The organism is Austwickia sp. TVS 96-490-7B (assembly GCF_019331795.1).
Lineage (GTDB): Bacteria > Actinomycetota > Actinomycetes > Actinomycetales > Dermatophilaceae > Austwickia.
The window spans coordinates 465,608-478,981 of sequence record NZ_JAHPZL010000003.1 but is presented as its reverse complement, the minus strand read 5'-3'; the positions used below and the strand labels follow the sequence as shown (position 1 = coordinate 478,981).

The following is a 13,374-nucleotide window of genomic DNA, read 5'->3' as shown; positions in this document are numbered from 1 at the left end:
TATAGGGCGGCCAGCCGACACCTCGGGTCACTGGTGGTCAGGGTGGTCCTGGCATTCTTCGTGCTCGCAGGCGTCGTCTGGACCGTAGCCTTCCCAGGCGGGGAACTCATCGTCGTACTGTCGCCACTGGTCGGGGCCTTCGGCGTATTCGGCGTCGGTCAGTAGGCACGCCTGGAGCCGGGTGCGCAGGGCGGGAGCGTCGAGGTTGATGCCGATGAAGACGAGTTCCTCGGCGTGCGAGGCGGCCGGTCCGTCGTGGTCGTCGTACGTCGTGTCGCGAGCGCCTGCGGGGTCAAACCGGGCTGATCCGCCGGCTTGGCTCCACAATCCGGTGACGTCGGGGCGGCTGGCGAGGGTGAAGAACCCTTTGGAGCGCACGATGCGACCGTAGGGGCCGTCGTCGAGGTCATGGACGAGAAGGTCCATGAGCCGAGCCGGGTGGAAGGGGCGGGGAGAGCGGAAGACCAGGGAGGAGATGCCGTATTCCTCGGTTTCTGGGACGTGATCGCCGTTGAGTTCGGCAACCCAGCCGGGGGCCTGTTGCGCGCGTTCCATGTCGAAGCGGCGGGCGCCGACGATCTGGGTGACGTCGATGCGGGAGTGGTCGGTGCGGATGACATCGGCGAGCGGGTTGAGTCGTCGCAGGGTCGCTTCGAGCCGTTCGGTTTCTTCGGCGGGGACCAGGTCGGTTTTGTTGACCAGGATGACGTCGGCGAATTCGACTTGGTCGATGAGGAGCGCTGAGACGGTGCGGTCGTCGCCTTCGTGCTGGTCTAGGCCGCGTTCGATGAGGTCGTCGGCGCGGGCGAGTTCGGTGAGGAAGCTGGTGGCGTCGACGACGGTCACCATGGTGTCGAGTTGGGCTCGTTGCCACAGGGTGGAGCCGTCGTCGCTTTCCAGGGCAAAGGTGGCGGCGACGGGCATGGGTTCGGAAATGCCGGAGGACTCGATGAGGAGGTGGTCGAAGCGTCCTTCGGCGGCGAGTCGGCCGACTTCGTCGAGGAGGTCGTCGCGCAGGGTGCAGCAGATGCACCCGTTGGTGAGTTCGACGAGGCGTTCCTCGGTGCGGGAGAGGCTGGAGCCGTCAGCGACCAGGGCGGCGTCGATGTTGACTTCGCTCATGTCGTTGACAATGACGGCGACGCGCAAGCCGTCTCGATTGGCTAGGACGTGGTTGAGCAGGGTGGTCTTGCCTGCGCCGAGAAAGCCTGACAGGACGGTGACTGGGAGTGGGGCGGCAACCGGTGCAGATGTGGACATGAGAACCATTATCCCCAATGGGGTGGCGATGTTGGAGGTGCCCGTGTTCACGACGACGGGCCGGGTGTCCAGGCTTTCCCCGGACATCCCCGACCCGTCAGTGCGGCTCTCTTCGGCGTATCAGTAGCGGAACTGACCCACCAGACCTTGCAATTCTGTTGCCTGGCGAGCCAACTCGTCGGCAGCCTGGGCGGTATTGCTTGCTGCTGAGGTGGTGTCAGCCACGCCCCGAGCCACCGCGTCGATATTGTCCGCGATCCGGCTGGCCCCGGAGGCGGCTTCGGAGACATTCCGTCCCATTTCGTTGGTGGTGGCGGTTTGTTCTTCGACGGCGGAGGCGATGGTGGCTTGGGTGTCGTTGATTTGGGAGATGATGGCGGCGATTTCGCTGATGGCGGCGACGGCGGCTTCGGTGTCGATTTGGATGGCTTCGACGCGGTGGGCGATGTCTTCGGTGGCTTTGCTGGTTTCTTGGGCGAGGTCTTTGACTTCGTTGGCGACGACGGCGAAGCCTTTGCCGGCTTCCCCGGCGCGGGCGGCTTCGATGGTGGCGTTGAGGGCGAGGAGGTTGGTTTGTTCGGCGATGGAGGTGATGGTTTTGATGACGTTGCCGATTTCGATGCTGGATTCGCCGAGTTTGGCGACGGTGGTGTTGGTGCGGTCGGCGACTTGGACGGCGGAGGCGGCGACGCCGGCGGCGTCGGTGGTGTTTTTGGAGATTTCGCGGATGGAGGCGGTCATTTCTTCGGTGCCAGCGGCCACGGTCTGCACGTTCGAGGACACTTCACCAGCGGACTGGGTGGCCAGCGCGGCCTCACCGGAGGAGCGTTCAGCAGCGTTGTTGAGTTGCGAGGAGGTCGCGGAGAGTTCCTCGGAAGCGGCAGCGACGGAGGTCGCGGCCGTCCCCACCTGACGCATGATGCTCTGCAGGCTGATGCGGGTGCTCTCCGTGGACGCTGCCATGTCGCCGATCTCGTCGTTGGTGGTCCGGCGGCAAGGCACCGTCAGGTCGCCGCGGCGCATGGCATCCACAGATGCCCGCACCAACTGCACTGACCCGCGAATCCCGCGAGCAATAAAGACAGCCAAGCCGATCATCAGGGCAGATGCGATGAGCATCGTCACCAGGGTGATGATGCGGGTGGTGTTGCGGACATCGACGACTTTCTGTTCCGCCTCGACGACGCCTTTCCGGGCGGTGTCGTTGATGGCCGAGGACGCTTTGTTCTGCTCGACAATGTCCGGCACGCACTGGTTCATGATCTGGTCCAAGCCCAGGGCCCGGCTGGCGGCGGTGTCTTTGCGGAAGTTAGCAATGCCTTCGTCGTCGTACTTGTTGAAGTTGGCGGTGTGCTTCTTCAGGAGCTCCAGCTGGGCACGGTCACCGTCGGTGAGCAGCGGTGGGAAGTTGTCCAGCAGGTCGTTGAGTTCTTTCTGCCGAGCGAGGAACTTTGACCGTTGGCCCGAGGTCGGTTCGGCGCCTTTCTGACCGATGGTCAGCAGGTCGACGACAACACCGTTTTGACGTCGGTTGATCTCCGAGATCAACTGGTCCACCTTGAGGGAGGTCCAGCTGAGATGCTGAGCTGCCTTCATCTCGTCGGTGGTCTGTTCCACCCGACCTTGGCCCCACATGTTGATGCCGAACATCAGCAGAGTGCTAATCAGGCCGAGAATGCCGATGGCGATGATTTTGGCGCCGATCCCGATGCGTCGTCCCAGGGGACTGTCGTGCTCGTCGAGGCCGGATTGCGGGGCTGTCATGGAAGCGGTCATGGTGTGGACTCCAGAGCCGGGGACACAGAGATGGCGATATGCATGCCGGGGGTTCCTGAGCCACTTGTCGTCGGCTTCTTCCCAGACCTGAGTGAAAATGGTCAGCGGGAGCGGAATTCCGGTATCTCAGCGGCGGTGACGGCTACTCTCGCTGCCATGCGCATGGGAGTGATCGACGTCGGTTCTAATACGGTGCATCTCCTCGCAGTCGACGCGCACTGGGGCGCGCATCCGCTGCCAGCGTCGTCGTACAAGATGGCGTTGCGGCTGTCCGAGCACACCACCGATGACGGAGGAATCAGCGACGAAGGCTGTCAGACCTTGGTGTCCTTTGTGCAGGAATGCACGGTCAAGGCGGAAGATTGGGGCGTGGAAACCTTGCGGGGTTTTGCGACCAGCGCGATCCGGGAGGCGCCCAACGGGGATCACGTGTTAGCGGAGGTGGCGGCGCGTACCGGGGTCACTTTGCAAGTCCTGCCGGGCGAGGACGAGTCGCGGTTGACCTTCTTGGCGGCGCGGCGCTGGTGTGGCTGGTCGAGTGGCAGGTTGATGCTTGTCGACGTGGGTGGCGGCTCGTTGGAGTTGGCGGCGGGGGTTGATGAGGATCCTGATGTGGCGTTGTCGTTGCCGTTGGGGGCGGGGCGACTCACTCGGGAACGACTGCCTGGAGATCCGCCGTCGTCGGAGCAGATCCGCTCAGTGCGTAAGGACATTCGCGCCGAGATTGCGAGGGTGGTGCGGGACCTGACCAAGGTGGGGGTCCCTGATCGGTATGTCGGGACGTCGAAGACGATCCGCTCATTGGCTCGGATGTGCGGGGCGGCACCCAGCCAAGAGGGCCCCTATGTTGCCAGGTCGTTACGGCGGGATGATCTGCATGCCTTGGTGCCGGAGCTAGCCGGACGCACCGCGGCGCAACGGTGTGCTCTGCCGGGGGTTTCGGCGGACCGCAGCCGACAGGTCTTGGCGGGGGCATTGGTGGTCGAAGCGGTGATGGACTTGGTGGGTATCGAGGATCTGGTGGTGTGTCCGTGGGCTTTGCGGGAGGGCGTCATCCTGGCGGAGTTGGACCTGATTCCTGCACCGTGACCTGGTGTGATCGGAGCCCCTTGAATGGCGCTCAGCTCGTGCGCCTACCCTGAGTTCCATGGTCGCCGATTCAGCGCCGAGTGCCATCCGGGTCACGATGTCGACGTCCTCGGTGTATCCGTTAGGACCGCAGGCAGCGTTTGAGACTGCCGCTCGACTGGGGTACGACGGGGTCGAGGTGATGGTCCTGTCGGATCCGCTGACCCAAGAAGTGTCCTTGTTGCGCCGCTGGTCGCAGGAGTATGGCGTCCCGGTGGTGTCGGTGCATGCGCCGTGTTTGTTAGTGACTCAACGGGTGTGGGGGACCAGCGATCCGTGGGTGAAGCTGGACCGGTCAGTGAGCTTGGCTGAGGAGTTGGGGGCCGAGGTGGTCGTGGTGCATCCGCCGTTCCGGTGGCAGCGCGACTATGCGCGGGCTTTTGCTGACGGGGTCGCCGAGCGGGAGGACGCCACCGGGATGCCGATCGCGGTAGAAAACATGTTTCCGTGGCGGGCGCGCCGCACTGACGTGCAGGCGTATTTGCCGGGGTGGGATCCGGTGCCGCAGCCGTATGACAACGTCACGTTGGATTTGTCGCACACCGCGACGGCTGGAAGCGATGTGTTGGAGATGCAGGCGACGTTGGGGGATCGGTTGCGGCATGTGCATCTGGCGGACGGGTCGGGGTCGTTCATGGATGAGCATCTGGTGCCGGGGCGTGGTGGCCAGCCGTGTGACGAGTTTGTGGCGCGGTTGCCGGAGATGGGCTTTACCGGGGCGGTCTGCTTGGAGGTCTCGACTCGGAAGTGCTCGATGGCGCAGCGGGAGGCGGACCTGTTGGAGTCGTTGATGTTTGCGCGGCTGCATTTGGGGCACCCGCCAGCGCAGCATCCGCCGGTGCCGCACCCGCATCATCAGCGGTTGACGACGATGCGGGCGGGGGCAGCTCGACGGCGGGAACGGCGGGAGGATCGTCGGGTACGACGGGCGACGAAGCGTCGCCTGCGGGGGTGACCGGCGGGGAGATCGCTCGGGCAGGGGCGCAGCCAGCCTGGGGTACGGCGGTGTTTTCCCTGATTGCCGTACCCCGTCACGGTCGTTACGAGGTTTTGGTGCCGACCGGGCAGTGTTCGGTGATGGCTTTGGCGTCTTCGGCGGTCACAGCGAGGTCGTATTTCAGGGCGACGTCACGGAATTTACAGACGTACGTCTTGACGTAGTCCTTGTTGGGGGGGAGCCACAATCCGGGTCCCTTGTCTTTTTTGTTGTGATTGGCTTTGGCCTCAGCGGCGACGAGATTGGCGTCTTGATCGTTGGCGAATTGGACGCGGCGGGCTTGGTCCCATTTCGAGGCGCCCATGTCCCAGGCCAGGGCGAGCGGGTAGATGTGGTCGATTTCCACCGGGGAAGGGTTCTGGCCGGCTTTCATCCGGATGGACTGTCCGGTGTAGGGATCGTCGATGACTGCGGTGGCGACGGTGCAGGCGCCGTCTTTGACGACGTCATGACCTTGACTGGCGAGGAGGTCGTTGCGGGTGTCGCATTTGTTGTGTCCGCGTAGGCCAGGGTGGTCGTCGCTCCATCGAGTACCGAAGACGCAGCCTTTTCCTTTGCCACAATCTCGTTCGTAGCCGCTGACTTTCTGTCGGGAGGCCACGACGCGTAGGCCGTTTTGGCGGGGGCCGTCGGTGGTGTTTTCGCTGTAGGTGATCATGGCTGCGGCAATGCCTAGCACGATGGCGATCACGGTGACCGCGGCGGTGAGCATCCACCGTTTGGTGTTCAACACCGACCTCCTTGTCTGATTCCGGGACGGGGCGTGTCCTGGGGTCGTTGTGGGCTGGCCACGGCGGTTGCCGGGCTTGGCGTTGAGCGTAGTTGCTGATGGGACGTCAGAGGTGATCGATATCGTTTGGGAGCACTGGGTCAGTTGGGTTGTGCCCTGATCGGGGAGGGGAGACTTCCGGCGCTCCGCGACCGTGGCCGGGTGAGGTGCCCTCAGGGGCAGCGTGGGGAGCAGCCGCAGCGGATGGCGCTAGCCTGGGCGCGTTACACGACTTTTCGTCAGCAGTGAGGGGGGGGAACCGTGCCCAACGCCAAGGCCATGCTGTCGGCCTCGCTGCGTCGGGTCGCCCGGGAACGTCGGCTGCGCCGTCTCGCCGAGGCACCCACTATGAGCCGCGAACTCGTTCGTCGGTTTGTCGCCGGTGAGACGATTGCCTCTGCCGTTGAAGTCAGCGCGGAGTTGGTCTTGAAGCGACGCCACGTCTGTCTCACTTCGCTGCAACCCGTCCCAGAGGACGCGCAGGCTGCGATCTACCACGCTCGTCGCTATCGCACATTGTTACGGCGTCTCGGCGAGTCGGGGTTGGCATCGGAGGGGCGATGTGAGGTCAGTTTTGCGCTGGCTGACATTGGTATGGCGATCGGCGTCGAGGGGCCTGATCTGGCCCTGACCCAAGCCCGCAAGATCTGTCAGGCCGCCGCGAATGCCGGTGCTCTGGTCACGGTGGAGACGATCCACGCTGACGATGTGGATCTCACGGTGGAGACGGTCGCCGAGTTGCGTCAAGACTTCCCTGGGGTGGGGATCTCATTGCAAGCGGCGCTCCGCCGGACCGCTTCCGACGTACGGGAACAGCAGGGGCATCGGGTGCGCCTCGTCAAAGGCCCCCCGGGGACCGGTGATGACCGGTACCGTCATCCTGCGGAGGTGGATCGGTCATTCGCCCGGAGTGCTCGGGTGCTGCTCGCCAATCCGGGGACCCCGGTGCTGTCCACTCAAGACCTGCGGCTCATTGAGATCGTGGAGGCGTTGGCTCGTCATGTGGATCGGCCGCGGGGCAGTTACGAGTACCAACTGCGGTATGGGGTCCGCCCGGAGATGCAGGCGGTGATCGGTGATCGGGGCGATCTGTGCCGGGTGTATACGCCTTTCGGTCAGGACTGGTATGCCTATCTGATCTCGCGGGTGGCCGATGACCCCAGCAAGGTTGGTGACCTGCTGAAAGCAGCGTTCGCTCGTTGATCGGTGACGAAACCCACCTTCGGGGAACCCTCCCTGGAGGTCTGAACAGAAGGAGAGTCCACATGGCCCGTCTGGCCGTGCTCGGTGCCGGAGTGATGGGAACAGCGATCCTTGCAGCGCTGCTTGAGGCGCAGGCTTTCGCTCCGGCGGAGGTGAGCGCCACTACGTTGGACCAGGATGCGGCCCGGCGTCTTCGGGAGGACCTGCAGGTCAAGGTCACGGACAATGTTCGGGCTGTCGCTCAGGCGGAGGTGGTCCTCATCTCGGTCAAACCGGATGGCGTGGCCAGCCTGCTGGCGGAGGTCCGGGACCATATTTCTGACGAGGCGTTGGTGATTAGTGTCGCTGCGGGGATCAGCCTGGACGTGTTGGAGTCGGGTCTCCCGGAGGGGACTGCGGTGGTGCGGGTGATGCCCAACACCCCAGCGTTGATTGGTGAGGGCATGATGGTGCTTTCCGTCGGCAAAGAGTGCGGCCCAGAACAGGTCGCGTACGCCGAGGAATTGTTGGGACATTGTGGGTCAGTCCTGACGGTCCCAGAAAAACAGCAGGACGCGGTGACCGGTTTGTCCGGGTCGGGCCCGGCGTATGTGTTCATGATTGCCGACGCACTCGTCGAAGGTGGGGTGGCGCAGGGCTTGTCGCGTCAGGTCGCTACCGAGTTGACCAAGCAGACCTTGTACGGCGCGGCCGCACTGTTGCGTCAGGACGGAAACCATCCGACTCTGTTGCGTGAGCAGGTGAGCAGCCCTGGTGGTACGACGATTGCGGCGTTGCGAGTTTTGGATGCGGCCGGGGTGCGTTCTGCGCTGGTCGACGCCGTAGAGATGTCAGCGCGTCGGTCCCGCGAGCTGGGCGGGTGACTGTCCGGTCGGTGTGATCCGAGGCGTGTCACGTCGGTCGATCCGATCTGCACCCGGTAGCGACAACCGGCGGCGGTGGTGTTACTACTGATGGGGTGAGGGCGTGACGTTGTCCTCGGGGTCGGCGTCGACAGCGCTGTTACCGTGTGTTCATCGCGTCCTGGGACGCTCGTATCACCGGCCTGAGTGCAGGCCAGGACGCGGAAAGGGTGACGAATGACCGAGACCACCGTGCGCCGCCTCTCTGAAGAGGACTGGCCGATCTACCGGGATATGCGACTGCGCTCGTTGCAAGAGTCGCCGGACGCGTTCGTGCGGACGTACGACGAGGAGAAGGATTACGACGAGGCGTTGTGGCGGGCCAGGATGCTGCGGGCCGGTCGGCTGATCGCGCGTCGGGATGGGCAGGACATTGGCATTCTGTCGATGCGTGCCGGGGATCCTGAGGTGCAGGACGAGGCCGCGGAGATCTTCGGCTTGTGGGTTCCGCAAGAGTTGCGCGGTCAGGGCGTGGCAGTGGATCTCTTCTCTGAGGCCGTCAAGGAGGCCGTGGCTGCGGGTCATCGTCATCTCATCTACTGGGTAGGCACGGAAAACGCCCGAGGGGTGGCCTTTGCCAGCGGGCGTGGTTTCCGGCCGAGTGAGCACCGTCGCCCGATGCGCGCCCCGGGCGCTGACGCCGGGGAGCAGGAAATCGCGATGGTGTTGAGCCTGTCCTGAGGTCGTTTTCGGGGGCTGCCTGGCATGGGCAGCCCCCGGGGACGGGTCAGCGGCAGCTGCGTCGTCGACACGGCGGTGGGCTTGGCCCTGCAGCGCAGGTGTCCTCGCTAGCGTGCTGGTATGACGCGCACAGGGATCGTGTGGGACCCCAGTTTCACCGGGTACGACTTCGGTGCGGACCATCCGATGAATCCACTCCGACTCGACCTGACAGCCAGGTTGTGCACCGAATTCGGCTTGTTGGGTGGGTCGGAGGTCGAGGTGATCACTCCTGATGTCCCGGACGATGAGATGTTGTGCTTGGTGCACGATGAGGAGTATGTCGCGGCGGTACGGCGAGCCTCCGTCGATCCAAGTGCCGCTTCGCAGCGGTGCGGTCTAGGGACTGACGATGATCCAGCGTTCGTGGGGATGCATGAGGCGAGCGCGAGGATCGTCGCGGGAACGGTGGCTGTGGCGCAGGGGGTGTGGCAGGGGCATTACCAACGTGGGGTGAATTTTACCGGGGGTTTGCATCATGCGATGCCGGGGCACGCGTCGGGGTTCTGCATCTATAACGACGCTGCGGTGGCGATCCAATGGTTGTTAGATCAGGGGGCGCAACGAGTGGCGTACGTCGACGTGGACGCTCATCACGGCGACGGTGTGGAACGGGTGTTTTGGGATGACCCACGAGTGGTGACGGTGTCGATCCATGAGACCGGAGCAATCCTGTTCCCGGGGACGGGTTTTGCGCAGGATACCGGGGGGATGGGTGCTCCGGGGAGCGCCGTGAACCTGGCGTTGCCTCCTGGGGTGGGGGATGCCGCCTGGTTACGGGCGTTTCATGCCGTGGTGCCGCCGGTGTTGCGGTCGTTCGCACCGCAGATCATCGTCAGTCAGCATGGGGCAGATTCGCACGCGGATGACCCGTTGGCGCACCTGGCGTTATCCGTGGACGCGCAACGGTGGGCTGCCGCGATGCTCCGGGACCTGGCGGTGGAGTTGTGCGACGGGCGCTGGATCGCGTTGGGTGGGGGCGGCTACGAGGTGGTCGGGGTGGTCCCGCGGGCCTGGACGCATCTGGTGGCGATGGTCCAAGGGCGTGACCTTCCGGTGGACGCGCCGGTGCCGCAGGGGTGGCGGGACTATGTGGAGCGTCAATGCCAGGTAGTGGCGCCAACGTCGATGGGCGATGGGGCGTCGGCGGAGGGACGGGTGTGGTGGCGGTCCTGGGATGGGGGCTTTGACCCGGATAACAACGTGGATCGCGCGGTGATGGCGACCCGGGAGGCGGTGTTTCCTGGATGGGGCCTGGATGTCTGGTTTGACTGAGATGACCACTGCGGGACGTAGCGCCGTAGGGATACCGCGTCATGCCGTTGTGCAGCACCGTTACGGCAGGGGACTCGTGAGACACCTGCCGCGAAAAGAATGCGTGGGTCGCAGCGCCGCTCTGGAGGTTGCTGGCGTGCCATGATGTTGCACGCTCCCAGCATTCCTGCTGGACGGCTTGGGGGTTCGTCATCCTGTCATCCTTCGTCGCCCGTCGACATCGGCGGGCGAGCACCTGGCCCGGAGGTCTCCCATGTCAGACGTCGCTCGAATTGACGCGTCGAATCTGCTCACCGTTGCGGAAGTGGCTTCGAAGATGCGGGTGTCGAAGATGACCGTCTATCGACTCATCCACAGCGGGGATATCCCGGCGTTGAGAGTCGGTCGTAGTTTCCGGGTGCCGCATCAGGCGGTGGCCGATTACTTGGAGGCGGCGTACGTCGAGACCGCATGAGTGGTGACGCCGCTGGTGGGGGTGTGACGACTCCGAACGGTCCGTTGTGTCATCGTGGATCGAGTGATTTCCGCGCGGCGTCGTCGGCGGGATACTCTTTTGCGGATCGTTCTGGAAAGGACCACTCATGGGCTCAGTGATCAAGAAGCGTCGTAAGCGTATGGCGAAGAAGAAGCATCGCAAGCTGCTGCGCAAGACGCGTCACCAGCGTCGTAACAAGAAGTGACGTGCCCGGTGCCCCGACATGGTCGTGGAGCATCGGTGTGACGATCGGGCCCGCTCCCTGTTCAGGGGTGGGCCTTGTCGTTCATCAGGACTGAGATGAGCTTCTGCCCGGCCTGAGCCACGTCTGGGCAGGTGGATCGCCACCGAGCGTCGACCGTCTGCGGCGAAGGAGGTGCTGGGTGGCAGGGAATGTCTTGGTGACCGGGGCAGGTGGGCGTCTGGGTGCTGGGGTGGCTCGGTCCCTCGCGGCACATACCGAGGTGGGGCGGGTCATCGGCTTGGATGTGACGGCTCCGTTGGTATCGCTCGGGGCGGCTGACTTCGTGCGTAGTGACGTGCGCCACCCGGTAGTGGGCCGGTTGTTGGATCAGGCTGATATCGACACAGTGGTGCACCTGGCGTTGTCGACGAGGCCGCTAGGTGGACAGGCGCGTGCCGCGCAAAAAGAAACCAACGTCGTAGGCACGATGCAGTTGCTGGCTGCCTGTCAGCAGTCTCACCGGCTACGTCGGATCGTGATGCGTTCCAGCGGTGAGGTTTACGGCTCCTCGGCCCAAGACCCTGCGGTGTTTACTGAGGATCTCGTCATTCCTCGCGGCCGGGCGGTGGGGGCCGTTCGGGATGTGCTGGACGCAGAGGGATACCTTCGGGCAGTGCTGCGTCGGCGACCCGACCTGGAATGGACGACGTTACGTCTGGCGCACGTTGTGGGGTCACAGATGTCGTCACGGTTATTGGATTATCTGGCGTTACCAGTGGTGCCTGTCCCGATGGGGTATGACGCTCGATTGCAGTTCCTGCACGAGGACGACGCCGTGGCAGCTGTGGTCCAAGCGGTCGTCGGGCCTCCGGTCGGTGCGGTCAACGTCGCAGCACCTGGGGTGGTGACCGTCTCCCAGGCCGCTGCCCTCACCGGGCGGGTCTGCCTCGCGTTGCCCGCCACCGCGGGGGCGTCCATGCATCAGGCCCTCGCCTGGGGTCGCCGGATCGGGTTGGCTGGGCCGGTCGTGGCCAGCCCCACAGATCTGGCATTTCTGCGCCACGGTCGAGTATTGGATCATTCCGCCATCCAGGAACGGTTGGGTTTCCTGCCGACCAGGGACACCCGCCACGCCTTCCTGGAGGCCGCCACCGCCTTTCCCGCGCCGCCGTACGGGACGGTGACCCGCCGGTGGCGACGTTGGAGCGCCGATCTGATGTCGAACGTCGACGCCCGCCTACGATCCCGAGAAGAGGTGCGCGATGGACAACCCATCCGTTGATCATGCCGCCTCCTCACTCCCGTACGGCGTGGAGGACATCGCTGCCGCAGTGACCGCCCTCGTCGAAGCGCTGCGATGGGCTGCCCGGCAGATCGGCGTGGATGAGGAGCAGGTGGAGGATCGGGTCGCCGACACCCTCGCCTTCCTTCGGCGGCGGGTGAGCGGGGAGTACGACGTCGACGACTTTGGTTTTGATGCCGACTTCACCGAGAACGTATTCCTACCGCTGCTGCGTCCGCTCTACCGATCCTGGTTTCGGGTGGAGGTCCGGGGGATGCATCACGTGCCCCAGGATGGCGGCGCCTTGATCGTGGGTAACCATTCCGGGACGATCGCGCTCGATGCGTTGATGACTCAGCTGGCTGTCCACGATGACCATCCAGCACACCGTCACCTCCGAATGTTGGGGGCTGACCTGGTGTTTTCTACCCCTGTGGTGGGGGCATGGGCTCGACGTTCGGGCAGTACCCTGGCCAGTCCTCTCGATGCTGAACGGCTGCTGCGTGCCGGAGAATTAGTGGGGGTGTGGCCCGAAGGTTTCAAAGGCATCGGTAAACCGTTTTCCCAGCGCTACCGGCTGCAACGTTTCGGGCGGGGTGGTTTTGTGGCGTCTGCGTTACGCACACAGGTGCCTATCATTCCGTGCAGCATCGTGGGAGCTGAGGAGACCTATCCGATTCTCGCTGATCTTCCGCTCCTCGCTAAGGCATGCAAAATGCCGTATTTCCCAGTGACACCGTTGTTTCCGCTGTTGGGGCCGCTGGGGCTCATTCCGTTGCCCAGCAAATGGATCATCGAATTCGGGGCTCCCATTGAGACGGGCGGCCTTCCTCCAGAAGCCGCCGATGACCCCGTCCTGGTCCTGGAAATCACCGACAGCGTGCGAGAGACCATCCAACGCACGCTCTATCAGTTGCTCGCCCACCGCGGACCTGCCTTCGGCTGATCGCCGGGCAGGCCTGCTGCCAGGCGCCCCGGCACCCACGCGTGCCCAGCCCGAGCGAGGCACTCCAAGCGGCTTACCGCGAATCAGCGCGTAACCTGCAGGTATGTCCAAACCTCGTGTGCTCCTGGTGACGATCCCCGACTGTCATCTCTGTGACCGTGCCCGGGAAACCCTCACCGCCGTAGCCCACCAGGAAGACATCTGCTGGCACGAGCGCGACCTCACCCGCACTGGAGCAGACGATCCACACTGGTGGGACGAGGTCCCCCTGATCCTCATCGACGGCGTCGTACGATGTCGGCTCCGTATCGACGAAGACGAACTCCGGGAGGCACTTCGGTCACCGGCGGCGACGTTTGGCGCCTGAACGCCGTGCCGCCTATGGTGAACTGTCCATTTTCTCCACCGTCGGGCCCTGGGTCCCTGCGGGCGGGCCCGTGGCGGGGGCGGCCATCCA

15 protein-coding genes are annotated in these 13,374 nt (G+C 64.3%); 12 read left to right on the top strand and 3 right to left on the bottom strand.

Going from position 1 to position 13,374, the window contains the following annotated elements:
* Positions 1-27: 27 nt before the first annotated feature.
* A complete protein-coding gene (locus tag KEM60_RS04735) occupies positions 28-1,260 on the bottom strand; it encodes a GTP-binding protein (protein ID WP_219106335.1) in 1,233 nt (410 codons plus the stop codon).
* On the opposite strand from KEM60_RS04735, the gene KEM60_RS16450 reads away from it, so the two are divergent.
* A complete protein-coding gene (locus KEM60_RS16450) occupies positions 1,259-1,387 on the top strand; it encodes a hypothetical protein (RefSeq protein WP_255574240.1) in 129 nt (42 codons plus the stop codon). The genes KEM60_RS04735 and KEM60_RS16450 overlap by 2 nt on opposite strands.
* Here KEM60_RS16450 and KEM60_RS04730 read toward each other — a convergent pair.
* On the bottom strand, positions 1,381-3,024 hold the full coding sequence (locus KEM60_RS04730) for a methyl-accepting chemotaxis protein (protein WP_255574239.1): 1,644 nt from the start codon (positions 3,022-3,024) through the stop codon (positions 1,381-1,383). The genes KEM60_RS16450 and KEM60_RS04730 overlap by 7 nt on opposite strands.
* A gap of 168 nt (positions 3,025-3,192) precedes the next feature.
* Between KEM60_RS04730 and KEM60_RS04725 the strand changes: the two genes are divergently transcribed.
* Positions 3,193-4,125: a Ppx/GppA phosphatase family protein gene (locus KEM60_RS04725; RefSeq protein WP_219106333.1), complete on the top strand. Its 933-nt coding sequence runs from the start codon at positions 3,193-3,195 to the stop codon at positions 4,123-4,125.
* A 58-nt stretch (positions 4,126-4,183) separates the two neighbouring features.
* A complete protein-coding gene (locus KEM60_RS04720; RefSeq protein ID WP_219106332.1) occupies positions 4,184-5,119 on the top strand; it encodes a sugar phosphate isomerase/epimerase in 936 nt (311 codons plus the stop codon).
* A gap of 85 nt (positions 5,120-5,204) precedes the next feature.
* On the opposite strand, the gene KEM60_RS04715 is transcribed toward KEM60_RS04720, so the two are convergent.
* Positions 5,205-5,894 (bottom strand): HNH endonuclease family protein, encoded by a 690-nt coding sequence (locus KEM60_RS04715; protein WP_219106331.1) that lies wholly within the window; start codon positions 5,892-5,894, stop codon positions 5,205-5,207.
* A gap of 297 nt (positions 5,895-6,191) precedes the next feature.
* On the opposite strand from KEM60_RS04715, the gene KEM60_RS04710 reads away from it, so the two are divergent.
* The 9 genes from KEM60_RS04710 to KEM60_RS04670 all read left to right on the top strand — a co-directional run bounded on the left by KEM60_RS04710 (position 6,192) and on the right by KEM60_RS04670 (position 13,284).
* Entirely contained in the window at positions 6,192-7,133 is a 942-nt protein-coding gene (locus KEM60_RS04710; protein ID WP_219106330.1) for a proline dehydrogenase family protein, read from the top strand.
* 62 nt (positions 7,134-7,195) lie between these two features.
* Complete coding sequence (proC, locus tag KEM60_RS04705; RefSeq protein ID WP_219106329.1) at positions 7,196-7,996, top strand: pyrroline-5-carboxylate reductase; 801 nt, start codon at positions 7,196-7,198, stop codon at positions 7,994-7,996.
* 216 nt (positions 7,997-8,212) lie between these two features.
* Positions 8,213-8,716, top strand: coding sequence for a GNAT family N-acetyltransferase (locus KEM60_RS04700; protein WP_219106328.1), 504 nt, complete (start codon positions 8,213-8,215; stop codon positions 8,714-8,716).
* Positions 8,717-8,836: 120 nt separating this feature from the next.
* On the top strand, positions 8,837-10,030 hold the full coding sequence (locus KEM60_RS04695; RefSeq protein ID WP_219106327.1) for an acetoin utilization protein AcuC: 1,194 nt from the start codon (positions 8,837-8,839) through the stop codon (positions 10,028-10,030).
* 253 nt (positions 10,031-10,283) lie between these two features.
* Positions 10,284-10,484 (top strand): helix-turn-helix domain-containing protein, encoded by a 201-nt coding sequence (locus tag KEM60_RS04690; protein WP_219106326.1) that lies wholly within the window; start codon positions 10,284-10,286, stop codon positions 10,482-10,484.
* A gap of 127 nt (positions 10,485-10,611) precedes the next feature.
* On the top strand, positions 10,612-10,710 hold the full coding sequence (locus KEM60_RS04685) for a 30S ribosomal protein bS22 (protein ID WP_003792170.1): 99 nt from the start codon (positions 10,612-10,614) through the stop codon (positions 10,708-10,710).
* Between the two features lie 178 nt (positions 10,711-10,888).
* Entirely contained in the window at positions 10,889-11,971 is a 1,083-nt protein-coding gene (locus KEM60_RS04680; protein WP_219106325.1) for an NAD-dependent epimerase/dehydratase family protein, read from the top strand.
* Positions 11,952-12,917 carry a lysophospholipid acyltransferase family protein gene (locus KEM60_RS04675; RefSeq protein ID WP_219106324.1) on the top strand — a complete coding sequence of 322 codons (966 nt, stop codon included), beginning with the start codon at positions 11,952-11,954 and terminating at the stop codon, positions 12,915-12,917. Before KEM60_RS04680 ends, KEM60_RS04675 begins: the two co-directional genes overlap by 20 nt.
* A 103-nt stretch (positions 12,918-13,020) precedes the next feature.
* On the top strand, positions 13,021-13,284 hold the full coding sequence (locus KEM60_RS04670) for a glutaredoxin family protein (RefSeq protein WP_219106323.1): 264 nt from the start codon (positions 13,021-13,023) through the stop codon (positions 13,282-13,284).
* Positions 13,285-13,374: the final 90 nt, after the last annotated feature.

Excerpts from the sequence above, each read along its gene's own strand:
- KEM60_RS04725 (WP_219106333.1), top strand. The coding sequence starts at position 3,193 with ATGCGCATGGGAGTGATCGACGTCGGTTCTAATACGGTGCATCTCCTC.
- KEM60_RS04695 (WP_219106327.1), top strand. The coding sequence starts at position 8,837 with ATGACGCGCACAGGGATCGTGTGGGACCCCAGTTTCACCGGGTACGAC.
- KEM60_RS04720 (WP_219106332.1), top strand. The coding sequence starts at position 4,184 with ATGGTCGCCGATTCAGCGCCGAGTGCCATCCGGGTCACGATGTCGACG.
- KEM60_RS04700 (WP_219106328.1), top strand. The coding sequence starts at position 8,213 with ATGACCGAGACCACCGTGCGCCGCCTCTCTGAAGAGGACTGGCCGATC.
- KEM60_RS04690 (WP_219106326.1), top strand. The coding sequence starts at position 10,284 with ATGTCAGACGTCGCTCGAATTGACGCGTCGAATCTGCTCACCGTTGCG.
- KEM60_RS04670 (WP_219106323.1), top strand. The coding sequence starts at position 13,021 with ATGTCCAAACCTCGTGTGCTCCTGGTGACGATCCCCGACTGTCATCTC.
- KEM60_RS04735 (WP_219106335.1), bottom strand. The coding sequence starts at position 1,260 with ATGTCCACATCTGCACCGGTTGCCGCCCCACTCCCAGTCACCGTCCTG.
- KEM60_RS04685 (WP_003792170.1), top strand. The coding sequence starts at position 10,612 with ATGGGCTCAGTGATCAAGAAGCGTCGTAAGCGTATGGCGAAGAAGAAG.
- proC (WP_219106329.1), top strand. The coding sequence starts at position 7,196 with ATGGCCCGTCTGGCCGTGCTCGGTGCCGGAGTGATGGGAACAGCGATC.
- KEM60_RS16450 (WP_255574240.1), top strand. The coding sequence starts at position 1,259 with ATGAGAACCATTATCCCCAATGGGGTGGCGATGTTGGAGGTGCCCGTG.
- KEM60_RS04675 (WP_219106324.1), top strand. The coding sequence starts at position 11,952 with ATGGACAACCCATCCGTTGATCATGCCGCCTCCTCACTCCCGTACGGC.
- KEM60_RS04730 (WP_255574239.1), bottom strand. The coding sequence starts at position 3,024 with ATGACAGCCCCGCAATCCGGCCTCGACGAGCACGACAGTCCCCTGGGA.